We start from the raw sequence: 18,961 nt of genomic DNA, 5'->3' as shown, positions 1-18,961 counted from the left end.
ACTGGAACAGAACGAATTCTATTCCAGTTTAATTATTTTAAAATATTAATCCAGTCAACCTTTTTCAGGACTACTCATAATAACGATCTTTCCACAACTACAAACAACATTTCACATTTCACAATCCAACATTTCACAGTTTAACACAATACTTTTCTAAAAAACAAAAATAAATATTCAATCTAAAACGAATAAACTGTACTTTTGTCCCTGAAAACAACGAGACACTCTTTGAAACGCATTTTCATCATATTTCTTTCCTGCATGCTATTAGTTCCCTCTTTTGGCAGTTTCCTTGTTTATACCTCTTTCAAATTAAATCAGGACGAAATTTCAAAAACCATTTGTGTACAGCGTAAAATGCTTTTCAACAATTGTAATGGCCGATGTGAACTTCAAAAAAGTTTAAAAAAATACGCCGACAACGAAAAGAAAATGCAGGATAATCTAAAAGAGAAAGCGGAGATCGTTTACCTTCAGAATATCCTTCTAAATAATTTCAAGTTAGTAGCCCCAATCGAATCAAAAACAACTCTTTTTGCCTCATTGGACGAGAAACCTATCTCGGTTTCAAAAACTACTTTCCACCCTCCCTCCTATTTTATATAATTTTTATTTTCCATTTCAATTTGTATTGAAATGATTTTTCATTGTCTCAGAAACAATGAAACTGTGCTTACGCGCCACTTAAAAATATTATATAAAATTCATAAAATGAAAAACATACTTTACAAAGCCCTTGCTATTGTTGCACTTACTATATCCTTAATTTCCTGTTCCAATGACGATGAAAAAGAAGCAGTCGGAAACGGAAAAATCATATTAGAATTTGATAACGCTTTCGGATCAAATGATTTAATTTTAAATGCTCAGGCCTATAAAACCTCTAACAATGAGCTTTTAAAAATAAATACGATCAAATATATTGTTAGTAATATTGTTTTAACAAAAGCAGATGGTTCTACTTTTATCTATCCAAAAAGTAAAAGTTATTTTATTGCCGATGAAGCCACTGCGGAAGGTCGCGAATTTAAACTTACTGATATCCCGGCCGGTGATTACGTAAAAGTAAAATTCGGAATTGGAGTTGATGAAGAACAATGGAAATTAGGCGCTGCAGGACAAGGTGACTTCCTTGCTAAGGCTGATGCTGCGGGCATGATGTGGTCGTGGGCTGCCGGTTATAAATTCCTTGCTTTTGAAGGTACTTTCAAATCAACAACTATTACTAAAGACACTCCTTTTATGATGCATACCGGAAAAACAGGAACAGCTTATAACTATACAGAAGTAACACTCGACTTGCCAACAAAAGCATTGGTACGTACCAACATTACACCAACGGTTCATTTTGTAACCGATCTTTCAAAAATCATCGACGGAACCAACAAAATCAAACTTTCAGACCACAATGCCGGTGGAATGGGTGCCATGATTATGGGCGGTGCAAACTTGCCTTTAATTACTCAAAACGTTTCCACTATGTTTAGAGTCGATCACGTACACAACAATTAATATTTATTTACAGGAGCACAAAAATCTGTTTTCCAAAAAATAAATTCCCACTATTTCTTTTGTGTTCGTTGCAACGGGCACAAAAGAATACCGTTTCAAACACAGTTCATTGAAGTTGAATTAAAATGAAACGAAAAATGGGACCAATCGAAAACTTTTTGTACTCCTGACAAAACATAAAATCATGCTGAAAATAAACTATTTTCTTTGGTTAATTATTCCGTTGTTGTTTAGTTGTTCCAATGAAAAAGAAGAGTATATCAATATTCCTTTAGAATTTACTGTGCCCTCTAATTTTCCTGATCTGGCATACAATATGACACAAAATCCGCCAACAGAAAAAGGATTCGAATTAGGAAAAAAACTGTTTTACGACGGTCGACTGGCCTCTGACGGAGTGGTTTCCTGTGGCTTTTGTCACATACAAGCCAATGCTTTTACGCACCACGGACACACGGTGAGCCATGGTGTCGATAATGCACAAGGGACACGCAACACACCACCCATTCAAAATCTGGCCTATCAGACTACTTTTATGTACGATGGCGCAGCAGATCATTTAGACCTGCAGCCCATCATTCCGCTTACCAGTATCATTGAAATGAACGGTAATTTGAATGCTATTTTAAAAATGATGAAAGCCGATAAAGAATACCAAAAGCTATTTGGGCAAGCCTTTGACGACGGAGCTATCACCACCGAAAACATGTTGAAAGCACTTTCTCAATTTATGGTCATGGTTACCTCATCTAACTCAAAATTTGATAAATACCGTCGTAAAGAAGCCGGAGGAGCCTTAACAACTGATGAATTGGCAGGTTATGACTTATTTAAATCCAAATGTGCTTCTTGTCACGCTACCGATTTAATGACCGATAATTCCTTCCGCAATAACGGACTGGCAGTAAATCCGATGGTAAAAGATGTCGGTCGATACCGAGTAACCGAACTGGCTGCTGACTATTACAAATTTAAAGTCCCAAGTCTGCGCAATGTAGAAGTCTCAGCCCCCTACATGCACGATGGCCGATTTGGAACATTGGAAGGAGTTTTAGATCATTATGAAAGTGGTATTACCGATTCTCCCACCTTAGATCCTCTTTTAAAACAAAACGGAAAACTGGGAATCGCACTTTCTGAAACAGAAAAAAAACAAATTATAGTCTTTCTAAAAACGTTAACCGATCATCAGTATCTCACTGATAAACGTTTTTCAGAATATTAAAATAAAAAAGAATGAAAAGAATACTTATAACAATAGTCCTTTTAGTTGGGCTTTCAGCCTATAGTTTTACAGAGAAAGATTCTCTATCGAGTTTTACGTTCCAGCGTTTGGCCATGTTCGAAGATTTTGACTGCGATGCCTGCGGTTGCTCGGCAAGTGGCGGAAGTATGGGATTTAGTTCTATGTTAAACAATAATTTTGTGGGAGTTCGTTACTTCAAACAAAGCTACACCAGCCGCGACGGAATTTTCGACAACTCGCCATGGATCGATGAAAACTTCAACACCGTTCAGGCCTGGGCAAGAATTCCGGTTACCGAAAAAATTCAGATTTCGGCATTGGTGCCTTATCATTTTCACGAACGGGAACTAACAGCAGGAACAGAAAGCATTGCAGGCCTGGGTGATATCACTATAATGGGATTGTACTCTGTTTACGAAACAAAAAGAGACAGCACCCTTTTTACGCACAAAATAAATCTGGGTGCAGGAGTAAAAATGCCTACCGGAAAATTTGCTGAAGCCAACAATTTGGGAAGCATCAATCAGAGTTTTCAATTAGGAACCGGCAGTTGGGATTATTTACTGGTTTCCGAATATGTAATCAAAAAAAAGAATCTGGGATTGAACACAATGCTGAATTATGTTTTTAAAACAGAGAACAGTAAAAACTATCAGTACGGAGATCAGTTTAATTACGCAACGACCTTATTTTATTTATTTAATCTCGATGCTTTACAACTGGTTCCGCAACTAGGTTTGGCAGGTGAAGTGTATCAGACCAATAAACAACATGGTTTAAATTTACCAGATACCGCAGGAGATATACTCTTTGGCAAATTTGGAATTGAAGCCGGAAGAGATAAATTTTCTATTGGTATAAATGCGATGCTTCCTGTCAGCCAAAATTTATCAAGCGGAAAAATGGAAGCCAATTACAGATGGAGCATCAATCTGAATTATACGCTTTAACTAGTAACTAATTCAAGTCACTAGTTGTGAAATGTAAAATGTGACATGCAAGCCTGGAAGGACATATAGTTAATCAACAGATTTTTCTTACCTTTAAAAAAGCTTATTCCTTTTCACATTTGACATCTCACATTTGACATTTTACAACTAGCGAGTTAATCAACACACAATATAATTAAAACAACGAAATTGATCTTGAAACGCATTCTTATCATACTGCTTTCTTGCATGCTATTAGCTCCCACTTTTGGCAGTTTCTTTGTTTATACCACATTCAAATTAAATCAGGAAGAAATTTCAAAAACCATCTGTGTACAACGAAAAATGGTTTTTAACAATTGCAACGGTCGATGTGAACTTCAAAAGAGTTTAAAAAAGTACGAGGATAATGAAAGAAAAATGCAAAACAATCTGAAAGAAAAAACAGAAATCGTTTACATTCAAAATCTTGCCGCTACTCATTTCGAAGTCTGCATACCTATCGAAGCTGAAGCAAAACTTTACGCTTCTTTGAACGAAAAACCTGTTTCGGTTACCCATACTATATTTCACCCTCCCTCCTGTAGTCTATAAATTTTAGTCCAATTTTCAATAGAAATGGAAACCGTTTTCTTGGCATAAAGCCAAAGAATATTGGTTACTCCTTAAAATTTTATAGCATTTAAAATGAAAAAAATATACTTTCTCCTGCTTATTGCGGGACAATGTGTTTTTGCACAAAACAAAACAGAGAAAGACAGCATTAAATCACAAGAACTCGAAAATGTATTTGTAACCGCCAATCGTACCGCTACATTACGTAAAGAAACCCCTGTTGCGATTAGCAAAATAACCGCGAAAACCATTACCGAAACCAAAGCCACTGCCGTTTACGAAATCATCAACAAAACACCCGGTGTACTGATGGTTAATTTAGGAAACGAGCAGCATATGATGTCGATTCGCCAGCCAATGACCACCAATGCTTATTATTTGTATCTGGAAGATGGTTTGCCGATTCGGCCAATGGGAATCTTCAACCACAATGCCTTATTAGAAATCAATCAATTTAATCTTCAAAGTATTGAAGTTGTAAAAGGGCCTGTTTCTTCTTTGTACGGACCGGAAGCTGTAGGCGGAACCATTAATTTGATTTCACTAAAACCACCCGTTGCTCCCGAATTTAAATTTGGAATTCAGGCAGATAATTATGGTTTCAGAAGATTTCAGGCCGCGGGTGGTGCGACCGTTGGAAAAGTTGCTTTTCATATCGCCGGAATTTCAAGCCTGCAGGAAAATGGCTGGATGGCGTATTCTGATTACAACAAAGACAATCTCAATGCCCGAATCGATTACAATATTTCACCCTCTACTCGATTGATCAGCAATACGATGTATGGAAAATATTATTCGGATATGAGCGGTACGGTCAACGAAGAGGCTTTTAATAAAAGAACCTACAAAAGCACTTCTGACTTCACCTACCGAAAATCAGATGCTTTGCGAACCCGTTTGACACTGGAACACGACTGGAATAACAATGCGAGCAGTTATATTACAGCTTACTTGCGTGACAACAAACTAGGGCAAAATCCCTCCTACGGAATCCGATGGAGTCCAACTGTGAATCCTACGACTGCCAAGGGAGAAGTCAATTCAAACAACTTTAAAAGTTACGGAGCAATTGGGCAACATACTCAAAAGTTCGATTTCCTGAATACTAAAATTGTGGCAGGTGCTTTATACGATTATTCTCCTGTAACCTATTGGTCTTATGTGCTCGATTTAAAAGCAAACCTAAATCCGGGAACACCGGGAAAACAAACTGTCGATTCTTATGAAATTATTGCAGAACGTCGGGACTCCAAACTGGCAGATTATACCGCTGATATTTTCAATACCGCCGGATATGCTCAGTTAAGTTTTAATCCGATAAAAAAATTAATTGCTACTCTTGGCGGTCGTTATGACAATATGAAAGTGAATTATGATAACGCACTAGATCTTTCATCAGGAAGTAAGGTCTACGACAAGATAACTTACAAAGCGGGAATCAATTACAATCCGTTTGCATTTGCGGGGATATATGCTAACTATTCACAAGGTTTTGCCCCTCCCGGAATTACATCTATTTTCAGAACCAAACCCGGAACTGGTGGTGCAACAGGCATCCCTGCCGATTTTTATTACAATTTAAAACCGGCCACTTTCAATAATTATGAAGTAGGCGGATGGTTCTCTCTCTTAGAAAACAAACTAAACTTTGATTATGCATTCTATTATATGGAAGGCAAAAATGAATTATTGAATGTTAAACTTGCCGATAACTCCACCGATTACCGTTCGGCCGGAGCAACACGGCATAAAGGAATCGAATTTGGTGCTTCGTATAAACCTTCCAGACAATTCAACATTCGTCTCGGAGGAACTTATGCACAACATACCTATATCGATTTTAAACTTTCAGACAAACCGACAGATCCGGTTCAGAATTTAAACGGAAAAGAAATGCCCGCTGCTCCAAGATGGTCCGGAAACTCTGAAGTTAGTTATTACCCACACTGGCTTCCAAATTTAAGGACTTCTATCGAATGGCAACTGGTAGGGAGCTATTATCAGGATCAAATTAACACCTTCAAATACGATGGCTACAACTTGTTTAATGCCCGAATTGGGTATCAGTGGAAAAAAATTGAGATCTATGGAAACGTAATAAATCTTACCGATAAATTATATGCCTACAATGTTTCAAGAGCCAATATACCAAATGCGCAGCCTACCTATACCGCAGCAGCTCCGAGAACTTTTGTATTTGGAATTCAGTATAATTTTTCCTTAAAAAAATAACCATGAGTAAAGAAACAAACAAAAAAACAGCCAAAAAGAAAGATTCTAAATTCATCAAAAAAATCAAACAACACATGTACAAATGGCATCGTGTTATTGGCTTAATTACAATTGTTCCCGTAATTTTCTGGACCTTATCGGGCTTGATGCATCCGTTTATGGCACATTTCTTTAAACCGGAAATCGCCCGTGAAAAACTGGAACAACAAATTATTGATAAAAGTCAGCTGCATTATTCCATTCAGGAAGTTTTACAAAAAAATGAATTAACGCAGTTCAAAAATTTCCGAATTGTATCTTTTAATAATGCTACCTATTATCAGGTAAAAACAATCTTGGGTGAATTGTGGTATTTTGATACTTCCAATGCCCAAAAACTGGAAAATGGAGATCAAAAATATGCAGAATGGCTTTCGCGTTACTTCCTGGACGATCAAAAAAATACCGTTGCAAAAAGTGAAATCGTAACCGAATTTACCTCACAATACAAATATATCAATCGCTATTTACCGGTTTACAAACTGACATTCGATCGTCCGGATGGAATGGAAATTTATGTAGAAACGGCTTCAGGTAAACTGGCCACCTACAATCCGACTTCGAGACAGGCTTTTATTTGGTTCTTTGATGTTTTTCATAATTGGTCGTTTATTGATGCCATTTCGAATAATAGCATCCGAATTATAACCATGATCTTTCTTTTGTCTATAATTGGTTTTTCTGCCTTAAGTGGAATTGTAATCTATGGTTTGCTATGGAAACAATTCAAAAAAACGGATAGCCTGCAACCCAAAAAAGGCTTACGAAAATACCATCGCCAAATTGGCATCTGGGTTTCGCTTTTTACTTTGACATTTGCATTTAGCGGAGCTTATCACGCTACTACCAAATGGGAACCCTATACTTTATCGCAAATGGTTTACGAACCCACTTTTGAGACCAAAGCTATAGGCACAGCCAACAACAAGCTGAATTTAGATTGGAGCCGCTTTCAAAACATTGGAATTATTACCTTAAACGATACGACTTATTACCGTTGTCAGTTGGCCGAAAAAGAAACCGGAAAATTCAAAAAACCGAAATCAGACACCAATTCAAAATGGGGCAACAAAAAGGAGTCCTACTCAGAAATAGTATACGTCAATGCAACAACGAATACCATCATACCCAATATAGATATCCACTATGCGGAATTTTTAGCCTATTATTTTACAGATGGTGCACCCAAAGCCGCTTGCTGCGAAATGACCGAAAGTTCAGATGAAACACCTCAACTCTCACCCACAGACACTAATTTATTAGAATCAAAAGTTCTTACCGAATTTGAAAGCAGAGAATATGGTTTTGTCAACAAAAGATTACCCGTGATAAAACTGGCTTATGATACTCCCGAGAAAACAACTTATTTTATCGAAACAGCAACCTCAAGATTAGCCGCTGTTGTAAAAAATTCAGATAAAGTAGAAGGATACTCCTTTGCCATTTTACATAAATTTTTATTTATGGACTGGGCAGGAAAAAACATTCGCGATCTGACAATGGTTCTGGCAGCGCTGTTTATTTTGGTTGTCAGTATTCTGGGCTTTATTTTATTTTTAAAGAAGTAAATAATAAATACATGTGACAGAAGGACAAAATCACTTCTACTTAAAAAAACTTAATGACTCCTATAGCGGGGAAATTTTTTCACGCAGATTTAGCAGATTTGTTCAGATTGTTTTTATCTAAAAAACAAAAATATCCGCTTAATCTGCTAAATCTGCGTGAATAAAAAAACTTTGCGCCTTTGCGACTCTGCCGAGCAAAAAACTTTACACAAAAGCTCGCTAACTTTGTGGTTAAATTCACTCGCAAAGTCGCAAAAACGCAAAGCATTAGAGTTCTTTATATTTATCTCGGATTTTCCTCAAAATATCTGGCCTCGATTCTCTTGATATCTTTTATCGAACTTTTAGCCCATTGCAAACGTTTCTCCAGAATTTCTTCTTCAGACAACTGCCAGTTAATATCAGAATTGCGTAATCTATTGGTAAGGTTTTGAATGATGATTGCTGCAGAAACAGAAATATTCAAACTCTCTGTGAAACCAACCATTGGTATTTTAAGAAATCCATCGGCTTTATCTAATATTTCCTGAGAAAGTCCGTCGCGTTCTGTACCAAAAAACAAAGCGCTGGGTTTGGTAATATCAAAATCTTCCAACAAACAGTCATTTTCATGTGGTGTGGTCGCAATAATCTGATAGCCTTGATCCTTTAAAGTAGCGACACAATTGGTAATCGAATCGAACTGATTGATATCAACCCATTTTTGGGCGCCCATAGCAATTTCTTTATCAATTCTTTTACCATAACGTTGCTCAATAATATTCAGTTCCTGAATCCCAAAAACTTCACAACTACGCATAACAGCACTTGTATTGTGCATTTGAAAAACATCTTCAACCACAATCGTAAAATGTTTGGTACGATTGGCGAGTACTTTTAGGAATTTTTCTTTTCGATTGTCTGTTAGTATATTTTCAAGAAAGGCAAGGTAATCTAAATCAGTCATTTTGCTTGTATTTGCCGCAAAAGTACTAAAAAAGAATAATTCAAGCTGTTAAATGTAACCTGATCAGACTATTTAAATTATGTGAATTGTATTGATTTGACTTTCGATAAGGTTTCAAAATCGTCAATAAATAATAAGATCTCGTTTTATAAAAACATATCAAAAAGATTAGAAAAGAGATTTACAGCAAATCTAGTCCTAACACTAGTTCTCTATAATAGCCAACTTCAATTTATCTAAGATCTTTAAAAGAGCTTTTTGCCCATTGCAAACGTTTCTCCAAAATTTCGTCTTCAGACAATTGCCAAGGAATGGCTGATTTGCGCAATCTATTGGTAAGGTTTTGTATGACAATAGCAGCCGAAACAGAGATATTTAAACTTTCTGTAAAACCAACCATTGGTATTTTAAGGAAACCATCCGCCTGATCTAATACTTCCTGAGAAAGTCCGCTACCTTCTGTGCCAAAAAACAACGCACTGGGTCTGGTAATATCAAAATCTTCCAACAAACTGTCACTCTCATGCGGTGTAGTAGCAATAATTTGATAGCCCCGATCTTTTAAGGTTGAAACGCAGTTTGTAATCGAATCGAACTGATTGATATCAATCCATTTTTGGGCGCCTACTGCAATTCCCTTATTTATTCTTTTTCCATTACGCTGCTCGATAATATTCAATTCCTGAATTCCAAAAACCTCGCAACTCCGGATAACAGCACTTATATTATTCAAATGAAAAACATCTTCAATAACAATCGTAAAATGTTTGGTGCGATTAGTCAGCACTTTTATAAATTTTTCTTTCCGATTGTCTGTTAGTAGTCTTTCAAGAAAAGCAAGATAATTTAAATCGATCATTTTAACTGTACTTAGACACAAACATAAAAACAATTTGTAGTCAAAATAACACTAAATTACAATCTAACACCTTCAATTGATATCTGATTAGTCAAAATGGTTTCAAACACAACAAACAGATAAAAGCACTAGCAGAATACTTTGCACAAAAAAAACTAACGATCTAACAAACTAATCTCTGTAAAAACTCCTTTTTCTTTACTAAAATAACCTACTTACATTCATTAACTTCTTCCTGTCAGCTGCCCTGTTAGTTTCTCATCCAGCTTTTCGTACAAACGATTAACCTTAGCGATATCGATCATCAAATTTTCACTTACAAAAGAATCTCCGGTAAAAGTGCTTGTTTTATTTTTAGAATGTTTTTTTAGACGTTCGTACATCTGGTCAACCTCTTCGATATAATAATCTGCGTCGATTATATCCATTACTTTTTCCAGAATATCACGCATGCCTTCTTTGTAATTGTATACCGAAACATTTTGATCGGTTTCCTGAAAATCAGCATAAGCCTGAAAATACTTTTCAAGAACCACCGCACCATATTGCTGAAAACTAAGTTCTTCCAACTGTTTATCAGTAATTCCAAAAATTTTAGAAGGAAGCAAATTGGGAACCATATGCATTCCATTTCGTTTTGAATGGGATTTTAAAACTTCAGATGGATTCCTGTACAACAGAATAAAAGGCAATTCAGGAAAAATAGTTCTTAATTCGTTCGCTTCAAATATGTGCCAGGAATCTAATTTTACGACTAAATTCTTTTCTTCCGGAAATCTTTTCTGTCCCAACAATGTTATCACAGCTTTTATAAGGATTCTTTTTTTATCCAGATCAAAAGCTTCACTTCTTACAATCGCATCTATAATGGGAGCTTCCGCAATTACAATATTTTGCGGAGAAACGGCTAAAGACTGCGCCAGCATAGTAGAACCACAGCGCGATACATGAAAAACAAGTGCTTTTAGTTCCGCCGAAACCAATTGGGCAGACCAGTCAATCAAATTTTGAACACTGCTTACTACCTTAAATCTTTTTAAATTAGGAGCATGACCTACACATTTGACCAATGTTTCATCAAAAAAAGGATCCAGGTATCTGGTATCATTCAAATAAATCCACTCAAAATAGACCCCGTCCTCTTTTTCAATTAACTTATTAGGAATCCAATGTAAAAGGGGGTGATCGCTATTTTCCATGTTTAAAGATTTATTTTATTTGTAAGGTTGTGTTGCTCCTGAACAACGTGCGTCAGGTTGTCAAGTATAAAAGAATAAAGTTTATTTGTTGAAACGGATTCGGACTCGGAATCTGTTTTTAGTACTAAATCAGCCTTTAAAGGAATTTCGTAAACATCGCTGATTCCTGTAAAATTATTGATCTTGTTACTGTCGTTATCCGGCAGCAATGCTTTTTTGTACAATCCTTTTGGATCTCTTACAATGAGATTATCAATTGAACAATCCAAAAATACGGTTCTAACAAAAGAATGGCTTCCAATTTCGTTTCTTAATGCTTCATAGGGATTTATGACAGATAGTAAAACAATTACTTCAGACTGTACAAAATTTTGTCCAACATTAAAAAGACGTCTGACATTCTCACATCTGTCCTCTTTTGAAAATCCCAGATCTTTACAAAGTGTTTTTCTGTAAATGTCACCATCTATTATTTCTACTTTGTGTCCTTGTGCAGCCAGCAAAGACGCCACATTCCTGGCTAATGTAGTTTTACCGGAACCCGACAAACCTGTAAATTGAATTAGTATCATTTAAAATTTATTATTTATTCCTAAAAATAAAGCAACCATACAAATCAACACTTTGCGGTTCTATTTATAGTAAAAATACTAAAAAAACAACTACTTCCATAAAATAGACTCATGGATTTAACTGAAAAATGAGTATTTTTATTTCTTAGAATAAATAATAATGAAGAAAAAGTTAGTCGTTTTAACCGGCGCAGGAATTAGTGCCGAAAGCGGAATAAAAACATTTCGCGACAGTGACGGTTTATGGGAAGGACATGACGTTATGGAAGTCGCTACTCCCGAAGGTTGGCATAAAAATCAGGAACTGGTTCTGGATTTTTACAACAAAAGACGTCAGCAACTCAAAGAAGTAAAACCCAATTTAGGGCATCAGATTTTAGCCGAATTAGAGCAGGATTTTGATGTACATATTATTACGCAGAATGTAGACGATTTGCATGAACGTGCCGGAAGTACTAAAGTTCTGCATTTACATGGCGAATTGCTAAAAGTAAGAAGCACCCGAAATCAAAACTTAATTTTAGACTGGACGGAAGATTTACATACCGGTGACTTTGATGAAAACGGACAACAACTCCGACCACATATTGTCTGGTTTGGCGAAGAAGTTCCGGCTCTCGAAGAAGCCATTACGATAGTGGAACAGGCAGATTATCTTGTCGTTATCGGAACCTCACTGCAGGTGTATCCTGCTGCCGGATTAATCTCATACACCTACAGCACAACGCCGGTCTTTTACATTGATCCAAAACCAATTGCAATTCCAAACATTAGTAATAAAGTAGAAACCATTGCCAAAATTGCTTCAGAGGGGATGGCGATTTTAAGAGAACGATTAAATTCGATTTAACCTACATTCTGTAATAGAAAAGGTTCTGAGATTCTGAGGTACTAAGATTTTAAGATTTTGAATCTTAAATTATGGCATATCTATTACCCTAAAACAAAACTTAGAACCTTAGCAACTTACTATCTTGGCAACTCAACACAATTCTTTCCGGATTTAAAAGCACAATTGCCTCTTTTGATTACTTTTTATCCCCAAATTCTGTTTATATTTGCCTCTTTCGAACAAACAACATAACAATGACTACTTTAAACGAATTGAATGCTATATCACCAATTGACGGAAGATATAGAAGTAAAACCCTTTCACTAGCGCCTTTTTTCTCCGAAGAAGCTTTAATCAAATATCGTGTATTAGTTGAAATCGAGTACTTTATCGCCTTGTGCGAAGTACCATTGCCACAGCTAAAAGACGTAAATTCTAATTTATTTGAGAGCCTGCGTGACATTTACAAAAACTTTTCTACCGAAGATGCTCTTTGGATCAAAGAAACAGAGAAAGTAACCAATCACGATGTAAAAGCAGTAGAGTATTTTATTAAAGATGCTTTTGAAAAACTAGATTTATCGCAATACAAAGAGTTTATTCACTTCGGGTTAACATCACAAGACATTAATAATACGGCAATTCCGCTTTCCACAAAAGAGGCTTTCGAGAAGGTTTATATGCCATCCCTGATTTCTTTAATTTCTAAATTAAAAGAATTAAGTGTGGAATGGGCAAATATTCCAATGTTGGCACGTACGCATGGACAACCGGCTTCTCCTACCCGTTTAGGAAAAGAAATCCTGGTTTTCGTAGAGCGTTTAGAAGAGCAGATGCGTTTGTTGTTCAATATTCCATTTGCCGCTAAATTTGGTGGAGCAACCGGAAATTACAATGCACATCATGTAGCCTATCCACAAATCGACTGGAAACAGTTTGGAAATAAATTTGTTGAAACAGATCTTGGCTTACACCATTCTTTTCCAACAACACAAATTGAACATTACGATCATTTTGCAGCCTTTTTTGATGCGTTAAAAAGAATCAACACGATCATAATCGATTTAGATCGTGATATCTGGACCTATGTTTCGATGGATTATTTTAAACAAAAAATCAAAGCAGGTGAAATTGGATCATCGGCTATGCCACATAAAGTAAATCCGATTGATTTTGAAAACTCTGAAGGAAACTTAGGAATAGCAAATGCCATTTTTGAACATTTAGCAGCTAAATTACCTGTTTCAAGATTACAACGTGATTTAACTGACAGTACCGTTTTACGTAACATCGGAGTACCGATGGGGCATACGATTATTGCTTTTGAAGCTTCTCTAAAAGGTTTAAACAAATTACTTTTAAACGAAACCAAATTTGCTGAAGATCTCGAAAAAAACTGGGCAGTTGTGGCTGAAGCCATTCAGACCATTTTACGTCGCGAAGCTTATCCAAATCCATATGAAGCATTAAAAGGCTTAACAAGAACAAACGAAGCAATTGATAAAAACGCTATTCATAATTTTATTGCCACTTTAGAAGTTTCTGATGCCGTTAGAGCTGAGTTAATGCAAATAACTCCTGCTAATTACACAGGAATCTAAAGAAAACTTAAAATATTTTACCAAAAAAAGCTATCTTTAACGGTAGCTTTTTTTATTTAATCCAATTGGAAGTTAATCCAGATTACTTCACTTAATTTTTATTTCTAATTTAGGAGTTAAGTGACATTCATTTAAAATAAAAAGCCTTTTGTAAAAAAACAGATTTTTTTCGCAAAAGTATGAAATGGAAAAACTGGATTAAGCTCCTAAAAAACACTCATATATGATTGCCATAAACGCCGCCGCCGCAACTACACACCACTTACAACCTTTAATTAGCGATTTGGGATTAATCCTGATAACCGCCGGAATTGCCGTACTCTTATTTAAAAAAATGAAACAGCCTCTTGTTTTAGGCTATTTGATTGCAGGCTTTTTAGCAGGAAATCATTTTGATTTTTTCCCTTCAATTACAGAAATGAAAAGCGTTGAAGTTTGGGCTGAGATTGGTGTGATCATCCTCCTTTTTAGCCTTGGGCTCGAATTTAGTTTCAAGAAGTTAATGAAAGTTGGTGGTACAGCATCGATCACGGCCATAACGCAGATTATCACTATGGTTGTAGTCGGTTATCTGGTCGGTCAATGGATGGGTTGGTCACAAATGGACAGCATTTTCCTTGGTGTCATTTTATCGATTTCTTCCACAACCATTATCCTAAAAACCTTTGATGAACTGGGTGTAAAAGCGCAAAAATTTGCCGGAATTGTTATCGGATCGCTAATCGTACAGGATCTTGTTGCCATTTTAATGATGGTTTTACTTTCGACAATTGCAGTAAGTCAGCAATTTTCAGGTAGTGAATTGATGATGTCTGTTTTAAAATTAGTTTTCTTTTTGACCGCTTGGTTTGTAGGTGGTATCTTTTTTATTCCGACACTTCTTAAAAAAGCCAAACATTTACTGACAGACGAAATGTTGCTTATTATCTCACTTGCCTTATGTTTGATGATGGTAAGTTTTGCTGCAAATGTTGGTTTTTCTCCTGCATTAGGAGCTTTTATAATGGGATCTATTATTGCTGAAACCACTCAGGCGGAACACATAGAACATTTAATTAAACCGGTAAAAGATTTGTTTGGTGCGATCTTTTTTGTATCGGTTGGAATGTTAATCGATCCTAAGATGCTTTATGAACATGCTGTTCCTGTTGCGATATTAACCGTTTTAACTATAGTGGGTCAGTCGGTAAGTTCTACCGTTGGTGCTCTGTTAGCCGGTCAACCGCTAAAACAGTCTGTACAAACCGGAATGAGTTTATCTCAGATTGGGGAGTTCTCCTTTATTATTGCCACTCTCGGAATGACGCTAAATGTCACAAGCTCCTTTTTATATCCTATCGTAGTAGCTGTTTCAGCTGTTACTACTTTCACGACTCCATTTATGGTTAAATATGCGGTTCCTTTTTCTGACTTTTTAGAGCGTAAACTTCCCAAAAAATGGGTTAAAAACATCAACCGTTATAGTGTAAATGCTCAAGCTATAAAATCAGTCAGTATCTGGCAAAAAGCCCTTCATGCCTATATTATTCAGGTTGTTCTGCATACCATTATAATTGTTGCCGTGATTTTGTTATCATCAAAATTTATAGCGCCACTTGTTGCCGATACACGATTCGGAAATACTTTGGCTGCCCTTATTACTTTGGTTGTAATTGGTCCGTTTTTATGGGCGCTTTCTTTGCGACGAGTAGCTGTTCAGGAAGTCGATCAACTATGGGCAGAACGCAAATATAGAGGTGCGCTTTTGATGTTAATCTTAATCAGAATATGTCTCGGTTTGTTTTTTGTTGGGTTCTTATTGAATATCTTCTTTTCTCCTCTTATCGCTTTTATCGCTTTGATTATTGCTATTGCCGCTTATCTGATATTCCCTAAAAAATTAAACGAGCAATATCATAAAATCGAAAATCACTTTATGACGAATCTAAACGATCGTGAAAACAAAAAAATCGACCGAAGATATGCTAACTTAATGCCTTGGGATGGTCACATGTCCTTTTTTGATATTGGAAAAGAATCCAATCTGGTAGGTAAAACACTGGAAGAGTTAAGAATTAGGGAACAACTAGGAATCAACATTGCCTATATAAAACGCGGTGATGTCACCATTCCAATTCCAACTAAAAATGAACGCCTGTTCCCCGGTGATGAAATTTCAGTTATTGGTACAGATGCTCAGGTTACGGAGTTTGGCAAATTCCTGAATCAACATGAAGTGGAAGCTCCTGAAAAAGTAGAAGAGACAGACATTGTATTAAGACAACTGGAAGTCTCTCAGGAAGAATTTATACAAAAAAGCATTGGACAATTCCGAACAAAAACCAATGGTTTAGTAGTGGGTATAGAACGAAACGGAAACAGGATTCTAAATCCCGAATCCCAGTTAATCTTAGAAAAAAATGATATTCTTTGGGTTGTTGGAGACAAAAAAAGAATGTCGGATTTGTTAAAGACTGCTAAATAAGTTGCTGAGATCCTAAGGTTCTGAGATGCTGAGTTTATTTAAAAAAAAGCTTTAAGTAACCCGTTGGGTATAATTGTTTAACACATAGAAACATAGTTTTGAAAACGAAAAAAGGCGTTTCACTTAATTAAAATTTCAATTGTCAGTCTGAGCGAAGCCGAAGATCTCATAGCTTGACTATGTGATAGAAATGTATTTCTTTTTTGTACTCTTTTTTAAAAGTAGAGTATATGTTTCTATGTGTTAAGTATAATTTTATCAATTGCATCCAACGGCTGCTAAGTAAGTTGGTAAGTTGCTGAGATACTAAGGTTCTGATATACTGAGTTTACTATAAAAAAGGCTCTAAGTTTTATCAAAACTTAGAGCCTTAGTAACTCATAAACTTAGCAACTTTATTTATTCGGTTGCGGAGTCATTCGCAAATACGGTTTTATTGGTGTGTGTCCTTTTGGAAATTTCGCAGGAATATCGCTGTCTGGAACTGCCGGAGTGATAACCACATCTTCCCCGTCTTTCCAGTTTGCCGGAGTTGCTACGCTATAATTTGCCGTTAACTGTAAGCTATCAATAACACGCAGTAATTCATCAAAATTTCTGCCTGTTGAAGCAGGATAAGTTAAAGTTAATTTGATCTTTTTATCTGCTCCGATTACAAATACCGAACGCACTGTAAATTTATCACTGGCGTTTGGATGGAGCATATCGTACAAAGTAGCTACTCTTTTGTCTTCGTCTGCAATTATCGGAAAATTAACCGTTGTATTTTGAGTTTCATTGATATCTTTTATCCACTCTAAATGTGATGCTAAACCATCTACACTCAAGGCAATAACTTTTGTATCTCTTTTTGTAAATTCCGGAAGATAATTTGCAACTGTTCCTAGTTCAGTTGTACAAACCGGAGTAAAATCGGATGGGTGCGAAAATAAAACGCCCCAGGAATCTCCAAGCCATTCATGAAAATGAATTGGCCCTTCGGTTGTATCGGCCTGAAAATCGGGTGCTATATCGCCTAATCTTAATGTTGACATAATAATATTTTTTTAGTTCCTCTAAAATTACTCAAAAAAAGAACAAAGAAAACATTGATTTTCACAAAAATAGTTAAAAAAACGGCCTTATTTTTTCGTTTGAATGTTCGGCAAAAAATAAGCCAGTACTCCGATTAAAGGCAAATAAGAACTTACTGTATACACATATTCGATACTTGTTTTATCTGCAATATAGCCCAAAACGGCCGATCCCAGACCACCCATTCCAAAAGCAAAACCAAAGAACAAACCGGAGATCATTCCTACTTTTCCCGGTTTCAATTCCTGTGCATAAACTAAGATAGCCGAAAATGCAGAAGCGATAACTATTCCTATAATTACTGCCAAAACTCCTGTCCAAAACAAATTAGCATAAGGCAAAAGCAAGGTAAAAGGTGCTGCCCCTAAAATAGAAAACCAAATGATATACTTTCTGCCAAAGTGATCCCCTAACGGACCACCAATTAAAGTCCCGGCTGCAACAGAAGCCAGAAAAATAAACAGATAGTACTGCGATTCCTGAATGTCTAAAGAAAATTTACTCATTAAATAAAAAGTAAAATAACTCGACATACTTGCCATATAGAAGAACTTAGAGAATATCAATAATAATAACACAATAATCGAAATGGTAATTTTTTTATTTGATAACGGAACAGCTTCTTCTAAGCCTGACTTTTTTGCAGCTCTCAGACTCATGTGGTTTTCATACCAAAGCGCAATTCTCGACAAAATCATAATTCCCAAAACCCCGGCTATTACAAACCAAATCACATAAGATTGTCCATATGGTGCAACAATTAAAGCCACCAACAAAGGTCCGACTGCGCTACCGGCATTTCCTCCTAACTGAAAAATAGACTGAGCAAGCCCCCTCTTTCCTCCCGATCCTAAAAAGGCAACACGAGATGCTTCCGGATGAAAAATAGAAGAACCAATCCCTACCAAGGCCACCGAAATCAAGATCATCCAAAATGAACTTGAAACAGACAATAATCCAAGTCCCGATATTGTAAAAAGCATGGCGGCTACTAAGGAATAAGGTTTTGGTTTTTTATCGGTATAAAATCCAACGAAAGGCTGCAACAAAGAAGCCGTCAGTTGAAAAACAAACGTAATTAATCCGATCTGTGTAAAACTCAGATTGAAGTTTTCCTTTAAAATAGGGTAAGTAGACGGAATTACGGATTGCATTAAATCATTCAGTAAATGTGCAAATGCTATAGAGAATAATACCGAGTAAACTGTTTTTTGGGCTAATGCACTGCTATCCATTCTAGCAGTCTTTGTAGATGAATTCATATTATGGT

At 36.2% G+C, this 18,961-nt stretch carries 16 protein-coding genes; 10 read left to right on the top strand and 6 right to left on the bottom strand.

What is annotated here, in order from left to right:
* Positions 1-264 precede the first annotated feature (264 nt).
* From G3A47_RS19580 to G3A47_RS19550, 7 genes are all read left to right on the top strand, one after another.
* Complete coding sequence (locus G3A47_RS19580; RefSeq protein ID WP_166925472.1) at positions 265-609, top strand: hypothetical protein; 345 nt, start codon at positions 265-267, stop codon at positions 607-609.
* A gap of 105 nt (positions 610-714) precedes the next feature.
* Positions 715-1,515: an MbnP family protein gene (locus G3A47_RS19575; protein ID WP_166925470.1), complete on the top strand. Its 801-nt coding sequence runs from the start codon at positions 715-717 to the stop codon at positions 1,513-1,515.
* A gap of 184 nt (positions 1,516-1,699) precedes the next feature.
* Positions 1,700-2,740: a cytochrome-c peroxidase gene (locus tag G3A47_RS19570; protein WP_166925468.1), complete on the top strand. Its 1,041-nt coding sequence runs from the start codon at positions 1,700-1,702 to the stop codon at positions 2,738-2,740.
* 11 nt (positions 2,741-2,751) lie between these two features.
* Positions 2,752-3,711, top strand: a complete 960-nt coding sequence (locus tag G3A47_RS19565) for a transporter (RefSeq protein ID WP_166925466.1) — start codon at positions 2,752-2,754, stop codon at positions 3,709-3,711.
* A gap of 195 nt (positions 3,712-3,906) precedes the next feature.
* The gene (locus tag G3A47_RS19560) at positions 3,907-4,284 is read left to right on the top strand and encodes a hypothetical protein (protein ID WP_243860520.1); all 378 of its coding nucleotides are present in this window, start codon (positions 3,907-3,909) and stop codon (positions 4,282-4,284) included.
* 93 nt (positions 4,285-4,377) lie between these two features.
* Positions 4,378-6,537 (top strand): TonB-dependent receptor, encoded by a 2,160-nt coding sequence (locus G3A47_RS19555; RefSeq protein WP_166925464.1) that lies wholly within the window; start codon positions 4,378-4,380, stop codon positions 6,535-6,537.
* Positions 6,538-6,539: 2 nt separating this feature from the next.
* Positions 6,540-8,144, top strand: a complete 1,605-nt coding sequence (locus G3A47_RS19550; RefSeq protein ID WP_166925462.1) for a PepSY-associated TM helix domain-containing protein — start codon at positions 6,540-6,542, stop codon at positions 8,142-8,144.
* A gap of 283 nt (positions 8,145-8,427) precedes the next feature.
* Here the strand turns inward: G3A47_RS19550 and G3A47_RS19545 are convergent, their stop codons facing one another.
* From G3A47_RS19545 to cysC, 4 genes are all read right to left on the bottom strand, one after another.
* Entirely contained in the window at positions 8,428-9,090 is a 663-nt protein-coding gene (locus tag G3A47_RS19545) for a TrmH family RNA methyltransferase (RefSeq protein ID WP_166925460.1), read from the bottom strand.
* 232 nt (positions 9,091-9,322) lie between these two features.
* The gene (locus tag G3A47_RS19540) at positions 9,323-9,949 is read right to left on the bottom strand and encodes a TrmH family RNA methyltransferase (protein WP_166925458.1); all 627 of its coding nucleotides are present in this window, start codon (positions 9,947-9,949) and stop codon (positions 9,323-9,325) included.
* Between the two features lie 224 nt (positions 9,950-10,173).
* Positions 10,174-11,148 (bottom strand): sulfotransferase family protein, encoded by a 975-nt coding sequence (locus G3A47_RS19535; RefSeq protein ID WP_166925456.1) that lies wholly within the window; start codon positions 11,146-11,148, stop codon positions 10,174-10,176.
* A 2-nt stretch (positions 11,149-11,150) separates the two neighbouring features.
* Positions 11,151-11,720: an adenylyl-sulfate kinase gene (gene cysC / locus G3A47_RS19530; RefSeq protein WP_166925454.1), complete on the bottom strand. Its 570-nt coding sequence runs from the start codon at positions 11,718-11,720 to the stop codon at positions 11,151-11,153.
* Positions 11,721-11,880: 160 nt separating this feature from the next.
* Here cysC and G3A47_RS19525 point away from each other — a divergent pair, with 160 nt between their 5' ends.
* The 3 genes from G3A47_RS19525 (at position 11,881) to G3A47_RS19515 (ending at position 16,617) form a co-directional block, all read left to right on the top strand.
* Entirely contained in the window at positions 11,881-12,570 is a 690-nt protein-coding gene (locus G3A47_RS19525; protein ID WP_166925452.1) for an SIR2 family NAD-dependent protein deacylase, read from the top strand.
* A gap of 236 nt (positions 12,571-12,806) precedes the next feature.
* Positions 12,807-14,153 carry an adenylosuccinate lyase gene (purB, locus tag G3A47_RS19520; RefSeq protein ID WP_166925450.1) on the top strand — a complete coding sequence of 449 codons (1,347 nt, stop codon included), beginning with the start codon at positions 12,807-12,809 and terminating at the stop codon, positions 14,151-14,153.
* A gap of 223 nt (positions 14,154-14,376) precedes the next feature.
* Positions 14,377-16,617 carry a cation:proton antiporter domain-containing protein gene (locus G3A47_RS19515; RefSeq protein WP_166925448.1) on the top strand — a complete coding sequence of 747 codons (2,241 nt, stop codon included), beginning with the start codon at positions 14,377-14,379 and terminating at the stop codon, positions 16,615-16,617.
* Positions 16,618-17,012: 395 nt separating this feature from the next.
* On the opposite strand, the gene G3A47_RS19510 is transcribed toward G3A47_RS19515, so the two are convergent.
* Positions 17,013-17,651, bottom strand: a complete 639-nt coding sequence (locus tag G3A47_RS19510) for a peroxiredoxin (RefSeq protein ID WP_166925446.1) — start codon at positions 17,649-17,651, stop codon at positions 17,013-17,015.
* Between the two features lie 87 nt (positions 17,652-17,738).
* Positions 17,739-18,953, bottom strand: coding sequence for an MFS transporter (locus G3A47_RS19505; protein ID WP_166925444.1), 1,215 nt, complete (start codon positions 18,951-18,953; stop codon positions 17,739-17,741).
* Positions 18,954-18,961 lie beyond the last annotated feature (8 nt).

Origin of the sequence: Flavobacterium poyangense (assembly GCF_011751075.1) — a bacterium.
Lineage (GTDB): Bacteria > Bacteroidota > Bacteroidia > Flavobacteriales > Flavobacteriaceae > Flavobacterium > Flavobacterium poyangense.
Note: the sequence above shows the minus strand (reverse complement) of the source record. Positions and strands in the feature narration are given on the sequence as shown.